7 protein-coding genes are annotated in these 14,037 nt (G+C 66.2%); all 7 read right to left on the reverse strand.

Translation table 11 applies throughout. From position 1 onward, the window contains the following. Positions 1–813, reverse strand: a complete 813-nt coding sequence (locus ASG20_RS06310) for an SGNH/GDSL hydrolase family protein (protein WP_056049872.1) — start codon at positions 811–813, stop codon at positions 1–3. Beyond that, entirely contained in the window at positions 810–3,194 is a 2,385-nt protein-coding gene (locus ASG20_RS06315; RefSeq protein ID WP_082470756.1) for a glycoside hydrolase family 31 protein, read from the reverse strand. Before ASG20_RS06315 ends, ASG20_RS06310 begins: the two co-directional genes overlap by 4 nt. 104 nt (positions 3,195–3,298) lie before the next feature. After that, the gene (locus tag ASG20_RS06320) at positions 3,299–4,924 is read right to left on the reverse strand and encodes a DUF5597 domain-containing protein (RefSeq protein WP_082470757.1); all 1,626 of its coding nucleotides are present in this window, start codon (positions 4,922–4,924) and stop codon (positions 3,299–3,301) included. Beyond that, entirely contained in the window at positions 4,921–7,155 is a 2,235-nt protein-coding gene (locus tag ASG20_RS06325) for a WD40/YVTN/BNR-like repeat-containing protein (protein ID WP_056050547.1), read from the reverse strand. Before ASG20_RS06325 ends, ASG20_RS06320 begins: the two co-directional genes overlap by 4 nt. Further along, positions 7,152–8,675: a tryptophan halogenase family protein gene (locus ASG20_RS06330; protein ID WP_056049878.1), complete on the reverse strand. Its 1,524-nt coding sequence runs from the start codon at positions 8,673–8,675 to the stop codon at positions 7,152–7,154. The genes ASG20_RS06325 and ASG20_RS06330 overlap by 4 nt, the downstream gene beginning before the upstream one ends. After that, entirely contained in the window at positions 8,672–10,222 is a 1,551-nt protein-coding gene (locus ASG20_RS06335; RefSeq protein WP_056049881.1) for a tryptophan halogenase family protein, read from the reverse strand. The genes ASG20_RS06330 and ASG20_RS06335 overlap by 4 nt, the downstream gene beginning before the upstream one ends. A gap of 55 nt (positions 10,223–10,277) precedes the next feature. Beyond that, positions 10,278–13,382 carry a TonB-dependent receptor gene (locus ASG20_RS06340; protein WP_056049884.1) on the reverse strand — a complete coding sequence of 1,035 codons (3,105 nt, stop codon included), beginning with the start codon at positions 13,380–13,382 and terminating at the stop codon, positions 10,278–10,280. Between the last annotated feature and the right edge of the window lie 655 nt (positions 13,383–14,037).

Below are 14,037 nucleotides of genomic sequence, written 5' to 3' on the forward strand. Positions count from 1 at the left end.
TCATCGCCCGCCGATCGAGGTACGGACGGCGGCGAGCGCCAGCGGACGCATCACCGCATAACCCGCAGGCGTCGGATGGACGCCGTCGCTCGCCAGCCCCGGCTTCATCGCGCCATCCTTGGTCGCCAGCGCGGCATAATAGTCGACGAAGACGAAGCCGTTGCGGCGGGCATAGGCCTGCAACCACGCGTTCAGCGCGCGGACCTGCGGCACCGGGCGTTTGTCGGGGCTCCACGGAAACGCCGCCGCAGGAGGGACCGACGCGAGGATCACCTTGATCCCGTGCGTGCGCGCGAGTTCTGCCATCGTTTCGATATGGCCCTGCACCGTCGCCATCGTCGCCGCGCCGGTGTTTCCGGCGATGTCGTTGGTCGCGGCCATGATGTGGACCGCACGCGGCTTGAGCGCGATCACGTCTTGTCGGAAGCGGACCAGCATCTGCGCGGTGGCCTGCCCGCCGATCCCGCGATCGACGAGCCCGTCGGTGAACAGGTCGCGATCCGCGCCGATCCAGTTGTCGGTGATCGAGTCCCCCATGAACACCACACGCACCGGTTTGCCCGACGCCAAGACCTCGCGGTTCTGTGCCTGGTACCGGCACAGCTGCCCGAAATCGCGCGTCAGCATGTGGAGCTTCCACGCCTGCCACCCAGCACCATCGCTCGGCTTGGAATGCGACGGACACGGATCGGCGACGATCCCCACCGGATCGCTGGCATAGGGATCGCCGGGTACGTCGACCTGCGCGAACACGGGGCTCGACACCACCGCAAGCGACAGCGCGAGCCTGCGAAGACCCCTCGCGCCGATCATGGCCGGCCGACGATCTTGACCAGCCCGGCCACCGCTTGCCCGGTCGGCAGCGGACCCGATGCGGTCAGCCGCCCAGCGCGGTCGTCCCAGTGCAGCGCGGATTTTACACCGCCGCCACCCGTCTTGCCGGCGCCTTTGCCCTCACGATAGGCGTTGGTCACGCCGTCGTCGTCATAGAGCGTGAAATTGCCGTCCGCGCCCGGATAGACGCGGATTTCCGACAGCTTCTGCGCGGTCGCGGTGCTCGGCACCTGGACGCCCATCGGGATGATCGAGCCCGCCCGCACGAACAGCGGAATCCGCGAGATCGGCGCGACAGCGTCGATCGTCTGCCCACCGCTGTGTCGCGCGTTGGTCCAGTAATCATACCAGTCCGCGCCTGCGGGCAGATAGACCGAGCGGTGCGTCACGCCCTGATCGGTGACCGGCGCCACTAGGAAGGCCGACCCGAACATGTATTCGTCGCCCATATTGGCGACCTTGGGATCGTTCGGGAAATCCATGAACAGCGCGCGCATCATCGGCGCGTTGGTCTCGTAGGTCTTGCGGCCAAGCGCGTAGATATACGGCATCAGCGTATAGCGGAGCCGCAGGAAATCGGCGAGCAGCGGTTCCGCCGCCGTGCCGTATTCCCACAGCGCGGTGCCGGGCCGCTGGCCGTGGATGCGCAGCGTCGGGGTGAACACGCTGTACCCGAACCAGCGCACGAACAGCTCGGGATAGTCGGTATACCCCGGCGCCATCGCGGTCGCGCCGGCGGGATCGACCAGCACGGGGCGTTCGGCCTTGGGTCCGTTCGGCCATTGCCAGCCGCCGATATCGCTGCCCCAATAGGGAATGCCGGTCGCGGTGAAGTCGAGGCCGGTCGGCACCTGCCGCTTGAGCGCTTCCCAAGTCGCCTGGATGTCCGACGACCAGAACAGCGCGCCGTTGCGCTGTGCGCCCAGATAGGCGGCGCGCGCGAGGATCAGGTTGCGCATCGTCGGGCGATCACGCGCCGATCCTTCCGCGACGCTGGTCGTGTGCAGCAGCGGGAAGACGTTGTGATAGCGATCGCCCGACCCGATCGAGAAATAATGGCCGTCGGGGACGAGGTCGGGCTCGGTCTCGTCGAGCCAGATCCAGTCGAACCCCTGCGAGACGATGTTGTCGCGGATCCGGTCCCAATACCAGGCACGCGCGTCGGGGTTGGTCGTGTCGATCAGCCCACCGGTCCGGTCCGAGCGGATCGGCAGGCCGTTGACGACGCTGCCGTCCTTCTCGTGGAGCAGCCAGCCCTTGTTCGACAGCATATCGAAATAGCGCGATTCGGGTTCGTAGCGCGGCCACACGCTGATGATCGAGTGCATCCCCATCGCCTTCAGCTTGGCGTTCATTCCCTTGGGGTCGGGGAAATAGGTGTGGTCGATGTCCATCTGGCCCATCCGGGTCCAGTGGAACCAGTCTAGCACCATGGCGTCGAGCGGCAGGCCACGACTGCGATAGCCCTCGGCGACCCCCAACAGCTCGGCCTGCGTCTCGTAGCGCGCCTTGCTCTGCAACAGCCCGAACGCCGCCTTGGGCGGTAACGGCGTGGCGCCGGTCAATCGTGCATAGCCGGCGTAGAGCTCGTCGGTGGTCTTGCCCGAGATCACGAAGAACGACACGCGCTCGCCGACGTTCGATTGCCAGTGCGTCGAGCCGTGGAGGCCGGGCGACACGGTAGTCTGCGACGGATTGTCCCAGACGATACCGTAGCCCTTGTTGGTCACCATGAACGGCACGCAGACCGTCTCGCCCGCGGGCGCATCGTAATTATGCCGGCAATCGATCGTCCGGCCGCGCAGGTCGAGCACGCCCTCCTGGTTCTGGCCGAGCCCGTAATAATGCTCGTCGGTTGGCGCCGCGAACTGCGCACCGACGCGGAACGTCTTCTCGTCGTTGACGGTGTGCGGCGCCATCTCCCAGCCCGTCATGCGGGTCAGCAATGTGCCGTCGGCGCCGCGGACGGTTACCGCGACGGGCGGCAGCGACGGCGCGAAATAGCGTTCCATCTGGCTCGGCGCCTTGGGCCAAGGCTGCGCCTCGACGGTCAGCGCCAGCGCGGACGAGGTGAAGACATCGGCGCCGGCGTCGCTACGCCGTGCCCAGCCTGCCGCGTCGGGCTTGGCGTTCGGTCCCGGCCCCGGTGCTGCGGTGGCCTCGGCGCGATCGGTCGAGATCGTCACGCGGACGATGTTCGGCGCGTATGCCTCGACCGCGACGAAGCTGCCGTTGCGCTCGACCGTCGCGATCGGATCGGCCCAGGCCGCGGTCGAGACCAGCAGCGCCCCCAACGAGAACAGGCCGCCGACGCGGCGTGAACGAAACGCGCTCGTCGGCACGGAAGATATCGGTCGCATATGCTTGTCCTCTCCTTCGGCGGTAGGCCCGCCGACTGGTATCGCTACCCTAAATGAAATTCTCGTCATGCAAAGGCCGCTTGCCGACGGTTGTGTGCGGTCGCTCAGCGGTAATGGCCCATCGTCACCTTGAGCACCTGCGGCCGGTCGAGCAGATTGAGACCATAGTCGGTCTGGTCGCCGTTCCACACGCGCGCCATCACCCAGCGCCCGTTCTGGAAGCCGCCTTCCTCGACGCGCACCACCATGCCGCCGGGCTTGCCGTCGGCGCCGTCGATGTTCACGCGGACATGATCGCCGACCAGCAGGAACTCGTCGGCGGAGAGTTGCGCGACCGCGACGCCGCCGATCGGTTCGTTCGCCCAGGGCGCGGGATCAGACTTGAGCCAGGTCCAGTCCTTCATCCCGAACTGCCATTCACCCCAGCTCGCGCTGACCTTCCAGCCGCCCATCCGGGTCGAGACCATCGCGCCGTCATCGGGCTTGGCAGCGCCCCAGGTCGGCCGTTCGAACGCGATCCGCGCCCAGTCGCGCATGATCGAGCCGAACATCCGATAGGCGAGCGCCAGCGGTTCGAGCGTCTTGTCGTCGAGATCGCGCGCGCCGAGCGGGTAGTTGAAATAGCCGGTGTCATCGAGCCCGAACGGCGAATAGCCGATCGCGCCGCGCCCCATCGCCGGGTAGACGAAGCGGTGGAAGTCGCGCGCGTTGCCGATCTCGGGGACCATCAGCGCGTTGTCGGGCCGCGCGTATTTGTCGAGATACTGGACGACGTTGCCGGCGTCGCGATCGTAGATGTCGGGTGCCTGGAAATCGATATGCGGCGCCGCCGCCTTCCAGATGTCGAGTACGTCCTGCTGCGGCCCACCGCTCGCGACGCCGTCGGGATCGGGTACGTTCGACGGTCCCGACAGGCTGGCGTTGACGTACATCGGCAACGGCTTGACCGCCTTGCCCGCTGCCGCGATCGCGTCGACATAGGCGGCGACGTACCAGCTGTTGAACGCGCGGTCGGCCTGCGCGCCGAACGCCTGCGCCCAGGTGCCGCGCTTGCCGGTCGCGCGGGCGAGCGCGGCGGGAATGGTCTGCGCGAACAGCGCGTTGCCGGTCGCCGAATAGTCGCGCGGATTGCGATAGCTGCCCGTCTCGTTCTCGGGCTGGACCAGGATCACGGTGTTCTGGCGATCATGGTCGCGCAGATATTCCATCACCTTCACGAACGCGCGCCGGTCCGCGTCGAGCGTCGCCTTGCCGTGCGCGCTGAGCACGCCGTGATCGCTGCCGTCGCGCGTCTTCATCCGCGGGAAGCGCCGGTTGTCGAGCTTCACCCAGTCGGGCGTGTACGCGAGATTAGTATTCTTCCACGTGCCGAACCACAGCAGCACCACCCGCTTGTCATGCCCCCGCGCCTGGTCGAGCAGCGCCTGGAGGAACGACAGGTCGAACTGTCCCTCGCGCGGCTCGACCTGCTGCCACGCGATCGGCACCTCGACGGTGTTCGCGCCGACCCGGTCGAGCACCGGCCACGCGGTCTTGAGCGCGTCGGGATAGTTGCTCGAATTGTTGACCTGCCCGCCCAGCATCGTGAACGGCGCACCGTCGACGATCAGCGCATGCCGGCCGTTGCGCGTCTCGATATGCGGGATCGGCGTGGCCTGACCTGGCGCGGCCTGCGCGAGGACGGGATGCGCGACGCCCAGCGCCGCGAGAACGAGAAGTCGCCGGATCATTGAACCTCCTTGGGGTCGCCGTAGAACAGGCCGCGCCCGTCCGTGCCGAGATAGACGCGGCCCTCGTGCCGCGGATCGCCCGAGACGACGCGGTAGCGGCCACCCCAGCGATGATCGTCATCGTCGATCCGCGACCAGCTCTGGCCGTCGTCGATCGAGCGCCAGACCCCGCGCACGCCGTCACGCGTACCGACCGCGAAGACCGCGTCCTTGCCGAGGCCATAGAGTTCGACGCTAAGCGTCTCGCTGGCAGGGACGAAACTGCTGCCATAGTCGACGCTGTGGAACAGGCGGTCGCCCGCCTGCAGCCACAGCGTTCCAGCGTGCCCCGGCACCGCCAGCAGCGCGCTCTGTGCTTCGCGCCCCTGCCGGCCGATCGCCCGAAGCTGCGCGGGCAGGCCGTGGCCGGCGACGGGCGCGAAACTGGCGGCGGCATCGCGCGACAGCAGCACCCGGCCGCGCTCGACATCGACCGCATAGAAGATCCGTGGGTCGCGCTTGTCGGCGACCGCCCGCGTCTTGCCCGGCAGTCCGCGCACCGGTATCCAACTGCGGCCGCGATCGCGCGTCACCTGCGGGATCGGCGTCGCGACCACCATCGCCGCCCCATCCGCCGACACCGTGATCGGCCAATCGCCGTTCAGGTCCTCGCGTCGGGCGGGCGTGCCCATCGGCGGCACGGTCACCATCGCCCAGGTCCGGCCGCCATCCTCCGAGCGCCCCAGCGAGCCATCGCGCGGCCGATCGAGATACAGGCTGCCGCTGCGCACGATCACGTTCGGCGCCATCCCGGCATAGTCGAGCGCGTTCGTGTTCGACATGTACGGGTTGACGAAGGTCGGCTGCGGCGACCGATCGAGAACGTCGTGGACGAAGCCCGCCAGATCGCCGAAACCCGAGATCAGCGGTGCGCCACCGGTCGGCGACACGAGCGTGATGATCGCGGTCTGCTCGATGCCGCGGACCCAGGGGGCCCAGTTGATCGTGCCCGGATTGGTCGCATTTCGCGCCGCATAGACGGTTGCCCCGGTCGTATAGGCGATCCGCGCGGAATCGAACGGGTCGATCGCCAGCCCCGAGATCCAGTGCCCGAAATCTGCGCCCTTGCCCTCGTGCAGCAGGAACGGCGTCGCCGAGACGTCGCGCCGGCTGCGCGGACCGAGATCGTCCCAGCTGCGGCCGTCGTCGTGGCTGATCCACACCGAGTCGCCGTGGCGATAGCGATCGACCGAGCTGACCGCGACGGTCCCGGTCTGGCGTCTCGATACCGCGACGCCAAGAAACGCGCCTTCCGCACCGGTCGCGCGCCAGGCGGCGGGGGTGACGTCGCGCCCGCGCCCGTCGGGGCCGTAGCGCCATACCGCCCCCGTCGCGATCCCGCTCGGTCCCAGACCGCTCGCATAGCCCACCCACAGCACGCCGCGGCGATCAACCACGCCCTTGCCGGCGAACAGCCGCGGCCCCTCCGCCGCATGCCACGTCAGTCCGGCGTCGTCGGAGCGGTAGAGATTGGCTGTGCCGGGATCCGCTACGCCTGCCCACAGCCTGCGCGAACCCCCGCCCGGACGCCCGCCCGGACGTCCACTCGTCGGGTCGATCGCCACGAACGAGACGCCGCCATGCGTTGTCCGCGAAGCCGGTTTGCCGAGCCCCGCGACCGGGAAACCGGCCACCTTCGCCCAGGTCGCGCCCGCATCGCTACTGCGCCACAGGCCATCATGGCGCGATCCGTAGAACAGCGTCCGCGTCTGGTTGGGATCGACCGCGAGCCGTTCGCCCATGCCCCGGCCATCCTCGTTGCCACCCATCGCGAACGGCACGGGGGTAGTCCGCCACGAACGCCCGCGGTCGGTCGACCGCAGGATCGCCGCGGGCTGGCGCGCGCCCACGCCTGCCGCCATGTAGACGATGTCGGCATTGCGGGGATCGGGCGCGATGCTCTCGATCCCCATATAGCTCGACGTCGCGGTGCCGTCCTGCAACGCCGACCAGCGCTGCGGCGCGTCGTCCCACCGGTACGCGCCGCCCATGTCCGTCCGCAGATAGGCGAGCCCGCGCTCGACCTCGCTGAACACGATGTTCGGCGCATAGCCGCCCGCCCCGACCGTGACGTTGGTCCAGCGATAGGGAACGGCATCCGGCGACCGGCTCCAGCCCGACGTAGACACCATGATCAGCAGCGCCACCGGTAGGCATTTAAGGCCGCGGCGTAGGGGGGCGATGCGGATCATGGCGCGATCGTCGCCGCGCAATGCTGCGCGATGAACTGCTCGTGCGTCGGCATCGCGTCGGCGGTCTTGCCGATCATGTCGCGAACATGGTCCATGAACCGCGCGGATTCTTCGGGTGGCAGCGCGGCGACCAGCGGATCCGTCGACACCGGACGCACCCCCTGCCCGAGCAGCACCGCGATCCAGCCATCGGGCGTGAACAGTTCGCCCTGTTCGCGGAACGTCCGTGCGTTGCCCGACCAGAGATCGAGCTTGGCTTGCAGCGTATCCGGGATCGTCATCGTCCGGCAGTGGTTCCAGAACGTCGAATCCGATCGCTCGGTCGCGTGATAGTGAAGGATGATGAAATCGCGAATCTGTGCATATTCGCGCAGCATCACGCGGTTATATTCGGCGATCTCGACACCGCCGAACCCGCGGTCCGGAAACAGCGCCATCAGCCGCGTGATACCCGACTGGATCAGATGGATGCTGGTCGATTCGAGCGGCTCGAGGAACCCGCCGGACAGTCCGATCGCAACGCAGTTCTTTTCCCAAAACCGCTCGCGGCGACCCGCGACGAACCGCAACTGGCGCGGCTCCGCCAATGGCTTGCCATCCAGCCCGGCGAGCAGCGCGCGCAGCGCGTCGTCGTCGTCGACATGGTCGCTGGCATAGACATGGCCGTTGCCGACGCGGTGCTGGAGCGGGATCCGCCACCGCCAACCGGCCGTCTCGGCGGTCGCGCGCGTGTACGGCGTCAGCGTTCCCAGCCGTTCGCTCGGCACCGCCCAGGCGCGATCGCACGGCAGCCAATGCTGCCAGCTCGTGAACGGCACCCCCAGCGCATCGCCGAGCAGCAACGACCGAAACCCGCTGCAGTCGATGAACAGCTCGCCGTCGATGCGGCGATCGCCGTCGAGCCGCAAACCGGTGATGAAGCCAGTCTCGGCATCGCGGTCGACCGCCGCTACGCGTCCCTCGACGCGCACGACGCCCGCTTCTTCGGCCATCCCGCGTAGAAACTTCGCGTACAGCGCGGCGTCGAAATGAAACGCATAGGACAGCGTCGACAAAACCGATTGCGGATTGCTCGCCGGGCGCGTGAACCGCCCTTTCCGCGCGGCGACCGCGGACAGGCAATAATCGCCGATCGGGCCCGGATCGCCGCCAAGGTTCGCCTGCCGCAACCACAGCTGATGGAACGAGACGCCCTCGATATCGCGGCCATGCGTACCGAACGGATGCAGATAGGAGTCGCCCAGCCGCCGCCAGTCGCGAAATTCGATCCCCAGCTTGAACGTCGCGCCGGTCGCGCGGACGAGCGCGTCCTCGTCGATCCCGAGCATCCGGTTGTAATCGCGCAGCGACGGGATCGTCGCCTCGCCGACCCCGACCGTGCCGATGTCCTCGGATTCGACCAGCGTCACCGCGACACCGGTCGCGACCAGGCGCGACAATACCGCGGCGGTCATCCACCCGGCGGTCCCGCCACCGACGATCACGACCTTGGTGATGCGCGCCGCCGGCGTACCGGTCATGCGGGTGCCCGCGCGCCGAAACGATGCGTCTGCGCATAATCGACCAGCGCACGGTTCGACGGCAGGTTGGCGATCGCATACTGCGCCTGCCGCTGCACCTCGGCAAACGCGCGCCGCGCATCGTCCGGATAGCGCAACGCCCCAGCCTTCGCGCTCAGGTCGGTCTTCCAGCCCATCCCGTACAGGACATATTGCCAGCTCGCGTCGGTGAAGATGTCGACCTGCCCGTCGATATCGAGTTCGTTGGGCGGCCGGAACCGCCAGCGGTCGAGCAGTTCGAGCAGGCTGTCCGGGACTGAAGAATCCGCCACGTTGTCGCGCCAGAACGCCGTGTCGCGACGTTCCGAGATGCAGTAATGCAGCTTGATGAAATCGAGCGCGCGTTCGTAGCGGCGCAGCATGTTCGCGTTGAACTGCCGCGCGGACGTCTCGTAATCGCCGCCCCAGGGGAACAGGTTGGCGATCATCCCCGCCGACACCTCGGCAAACGCGATCCCGGTTGCTTCCAACGGCTCGAAGAACCCGCTCGACAGCCCCACCGCGACGCAGTTCTTGTACCAGTTGACCTCGCGGTAGCCCGCATCGAACTTGAAATGGCGCACGTCGGCCTCGTCGCCGCCGGCGCCCAGATAGCCGCGCAACACTCGTTCGGCGGTCTCGTCGTCGCTGTGATCCGATGAATAGACGTGACCGATACCGCGCCGGCGATCGAGCCCGATATCCCAGATCCAGCCTGATTCCTGCGCGGTCGAGATGGTGTACGAGGCGATCGGCTCATCCCGCCGCGCATAGGGCAGCTGCGCGGTGATCGCGCGGTTGCAGAACAGCACGTCGCGACACGATCGGTACGGTATCTTCATCGCCTTGCCGATCAGCTCGGCGCGAAACCCAGTGCAATCGATGTAGAGATTGGCGTCGAGCAGACCGTTCTGCTCTGTCCGCACCCCGCCGATCGCACCATCGGCATCGAGCAGCACTTCGGTGACGGTATCGGTCAGGTGCCGCACGCCGTTCTTCACGCCCTGCTCGCGCAATAGCCCGGCGAGCGCCACCGCATCGAAATGGAACGCGTAGTTGAGCGGCCCGACATAATCGGGGTTGGTCGCCAGTTTCGGCGCCCGCATCTGGTCCGCGGCTTTCTTCTGCGGGTTGGAAACCTCGTCCCAATTGTCCGGACCGCCATAGCCGAGCAACCAGTAGGGCAGCAGATCCAGCCCGTCGTTCGCATCCGCGACCTGGAAGGGATGCAGGTAATGATCGGTGCGACCTTGGCCGGGCTCATGGCGCCAATGGACGAATTTCGCCCCCTGCTTGAACGTCGCACCGCAGCGACGGACGAGTTCGGCCTCGTCGATACCGATCGTCGCCAAGGTCCGCCGAATGGTCGGGAACGTCCCCTCGCCCACCCCGAGAATGCCGATATCGCGCGACTCGACGAGCGTGATCGAGACCCCGCCCGCAAGGTCGGCACCGAGACGCTTGGCCAGATAGCCGGCGGTCAGCCACCCGGCGGTACCGCCGCCGACGATCAGGATTCGCTTGCGCATCGCGCCCTCCGCTCGATCGCCGGCCGACCGCGTGTCGACCGGCGATGCATCATCGTCAGAAGGCGAGGTTGATACCAGTGCTGATCCGGCGATCGGCCTGGAACCAGCTCCGGCCAACCAGTTCGCCACCGGGATAGCCGCCCATCAGCGTGCGCTGGGTGGACGCGGTCAGGTTGGTGCCCTGCACGCCGAACGAGAACTGGTCGTTCACCTTGAACCGAATACCGGCATCGATCGACCCGTAGTTGCCACCATAGATCGGCAGCGCGATCTGGGTCGAGGCATCGGCGCCGCCGTCCTGGTTGCTGACGACACCCGGCGCACTGTAATAGGTGTAGGTGCCGTTCGTGCCGTTGCTGTTCGTCGACAGCAGATACCGCGAGCGCCACGAATAGGCGATGCGCAGCGAGATCGGGTTGCGCTCGTAGAGCAACGTCGCGTTCAGATTGTGCTTCGACAGCCCCACCAACGGCGCATCGTTCCTGACGGTACCGGTGATATCGCGATAGGCGTCGCCCGGATTGCTGCTCTTGATGAACGTGTAGTTGCCCTCGAAGCCGATCCCGGCAAGCGCACCCGGCAGCATGTCGAAGAAGAAACGACCGCCGACCTCGACGCCCTTGACGGTCGCCGCCTTGGTCGAGTTGCTGTAGTCGGTGGCCGACGCCGAGACGTTTTCCGTCGTGCCGTCGGTGAACTGGACCGTCACCTGCCGGGTGGTCAGCGCGTAGATCGGCAGGTTGGTCAGCCGCTTGAAGAACGGTGCGACGTGGAACGACGTCCCCGCGCGACCGTAATACTCGAGCGAAACGTCGAAATTGTTCGACAGGGTCGGCTTGAGCAACGGATTGCCGGTGTCCGCGGTGAAGTTGTTGAACGTCCCGAACCCGCCCGGAGTCTGGCTAGCGGTCGTCGCTACGCCGACCGAACCGGAGGCCCGCAACGCGTTGAAGGTCGGCAAATCCATCGTGATATTGTACCCGCCGCGGAGCTTGATCTTGTCCGTCGGCGAAAATTCGAGATTGATCGACGGCAGGACGCGCGTGAAATCGGCCTTGCCGCCGCGCGCGAGGAAGGTGTTCGCCAGCGTCTGCTGAACGCCGTTGCGGATGAAGACGGTTCCGCCGTTCTGCTGGATGAAACCGCTGCCTTCGTTCTCGATGTGAACGACCCGTACGCCGACGTTGCCCGAGATGCCGCGCGCGCCCTCCTCTGGGCCGAAGCGCACCAGTGCGTAGCCCGCGGCATTCTTGGTGCGGTTCTCGACCTGATCGCCCGGCAGGACGAAACCGACCGGCCGGATCGCCAAGGTACCATCAGGATTGAACTGGCCACCATAGCCGGTGACCGGCAGAGGTCCCGAGGCCGAACAGTCGAACTCGCGGCCGGTGCAGAAGCCAGCGGGAGGCGCCGTCACCAGTCCGGTGCGGTTGACGTTGAACCGCGACGCCAAATCCTCCGACGCAAACATCAAATTGCCCGGCAGCGTAGTTTCGCCGCGGAAGAAGTCCTTGAACGCGTGGCTGGCGACGTCGCCCGGTGCCGCATTGGCGTACGTCAGCTGCGGATCGCCATTCCAGCCACGGCCGAGCGCTGTCCAGTTATAGCCGTTCGCCAGATCGCGCTCAGTGCGCTTGGCGTAGCGGCCGCCGACCTTGATCGACCGGAAGAAGCTGTTGTCGAACTTGTATTCGGCATCGAGCTGCCCGGCGTCGAGACGACCCTTGTTCCGTTCGTTGTGCGGCATAGAGGCAGTCCAGAGATAATTCGCAGGATCGGCAAACGATGCCTGCGTCGCCGGATTGACGCTGATCTGGGGCAGATCGCCCGCCAGGTCCATGCCGAAGCTCTGTCCGAAGCCGATGTCGCGGAAGATGTCGATGCGATCATAGATCTGGCGCGAATCGACGCGCTGCAGCGAGCCCTTTAGCGACAAATGGCTGTCGACCGGCGCCCAGGCGAACGACAGCGAGTAATCGCGCGTCCGCGTGTTGCTCTGGACGAAGCCCTTGTTGCCGCTGCTGTTGACCGCACCGCCGGTCGGCGCGAACGTGCCCGTGTCGCGATTGAACAGCGCGTTCGTCTTCGTCAGCAGGCCGTTGCTGTCGAAACTACTGCTCGACGGATCGACCGCCAGTGTCTGCGAATCGAGCTGCGTGCCGTAGTCGCTCGACTGGCTCTTGTAGCGCGACTGGAAGAAGCTGCCGGTGAAGGTCAGCGACTCCGCCGGCTGCCACTGCGCTGCACCGTAGATGCCGTAGCGCTTGTACTGGAACGCCTCGTCGCCATACGCGAAGCCGCTCGGGACATATTTGCTGCTGCCGTCGCTCAGCGTCGTCTTGAAATACGGGCTGACGCGGAGGAACTGCGACAGTGAACTGAACTGGCTGAACGCGACGTCGCCGAGCAGGCCGATCCGGCCGATCGGCGTCTCGAATGAATCGGTGACCAGCACCGACCCCGACGGATCGGCCTTGTTCGCCATGTCGCCCAGCGCGAGCTCGCCGGTTCCCGAGACGTGAAATTTGCCGTTGAAGTCGAACGGGAGCTTGGTGCGCAGATCGATCTGGCCGCCGGTGCCGCCTTCGATTAGATCCGCCGTCGATGCCTTGTAGACGTCGACCGCCGACATGAGCTCGGGGGTGACGTCGCTCCACAGGATCGCGCGGCCGTTGTTCGCGCTGAAGATCTCGCGGCCGTTCAGACGCGATGCGACGCCGGTCAGGCCCCGCACCTGCACGCCGGAACCCTGGACTGAATAGTGATCAGGATCGCCGAGCGCGGCGAAACGCACGATCGACACGCCTGAAACGCGCTGCAGGACTTCGGTAATCGAATTGTCAGGCAACTTGCCCGCATCGTCGGCGACAACCGAATCGACGATCGTCTCGCTGCGACGCTTGCGTTCGTCGGCAGCTTCGAGCGCGGCGCGGCGACCGGTAACGACAATATCGCCGCCCGTTTGATCAGCCGCCGGATCGCCAGGGGCGTGCTCGGGTGCCGCCGCTTGGGTTGTGTCAGGCGATATGGCCTGCGTCTCTGCCTGGGCCCAGGCATTTCCGCTGAAGCCGGCAGCGATCAGTGCCGCTGCGGATACGCCAGCACGCATCGCAACCATGGCATTCCCGCGGCGATGCGAACCGATAACAAACATGTTCATAGAACCCTCCCCTATGCACGACACGTTTTTACGCATCGCCCCCAGTAAGCCGCACCTTATTGTGGTGCTGCTTCGCCGGCGTGGTAGCCTTACCATGATTGTACGACAATTGAAAAATTCGTTATTTTTTTGATGGTTGCCTTATGGCGAGACGGGATAACCAGACGGGCCTCTCGTGCGCCGCGAGACTGTGAAGATTGGGCGCAAAAGCGCTACCAGTGCGGGGCGCCTCTGACCGGTAGAAGGTGCGGGGACTGCTCCAGTAGGATGGCGACCGTCCAAGTATCGGCGCCCCGACGGTCGGGTCTACTGCCCGCCGTTTCAGATAAAGAGCGACGACGTGATGAGCGTACGAAACGGAGATCGGACCGAGCGCGGTGCGCGCGCATTGCGCGGAGACGCCGCGGTAGCGGCAACCGTGGCGATCGGGAACTGCAAGAGCCTTCGCTGCTGGCGAGGCTGAGAGCCGAGTTTGGCGTCCCTGGCGGCGTTGACCGAATTGGGCGCCAGTAGCTGACCGCGCATCGCCCCCCCCCCCTTCAAACGATACCAGCCACCGTTTACTATTCTAGCTGCGCAACGAGCTCGTCTAGTTCCGGCACCATATTGCAATATAAACCATAGCCCACCATGAACATGGCGGAGACCTTTTACA

It is taken from the genome of Sphingomonas sp. Leaf198 (genome assembly GCF_001424005.1).
Taxonomy (GTDB): domain Bacteria; phylum Pseudomonadota; class Alphaproteobacteria; order Sphingomonadales; family Sphingomonadaceae; genus Sphingomonas.

Coding starts and splice junctions, on each gene's coding strand:
- ASG20_RS06310 (WP_056049872.1), bottom strand. CDS start 813: ATGATCGGCGCGAGGGGTCTTCGCAGGCTCGCGCTGTCGCTTGCGGTG.
- ASG20_RS06315 (WP_082470756.1), bottom strand. CDS start 3,194: ATGCGACCGATATCTTCCGTGCCGACGAGCGCGTTTCGTTCACGCCGC.
- ASG20_RS06320 (WP_082470757.1), bottom strand. CDS start 4,924: ATGATCCGGCGACTTCTCGTTCTCGCGGCGCTGGGCGTCGCGCATCCC.
- ASG20_RS06325 (WP_056050547.1), bottom strand. CDS start 7,155: ATGATCCGCATCGCCCCCCTACGCCGCGGCCTTAAATGCCTACCGGTG.
- ASG20_RS06330 (WP_056049878.1), bottom strand. CDS start 8,675: ATGACCGGTACGCCGGCGGCGCGCATCACCAAGGTCGTGATCGTCGGT.
- ASG20_RS06335 (WP_056049881.1), bottom strand. CDS start 10,222: ATGCGCAAGCGAATCCTGATCGTCGGCGGCGGTACCGCCGGGTGGCTG.
- ASG20_RS06340 (WP_056049884.1), bottom strand. CDS start 13,382: ATGAACATGTTTGTTATCGGTTCGCATCGCCGCGGGAATGCCATGGTT.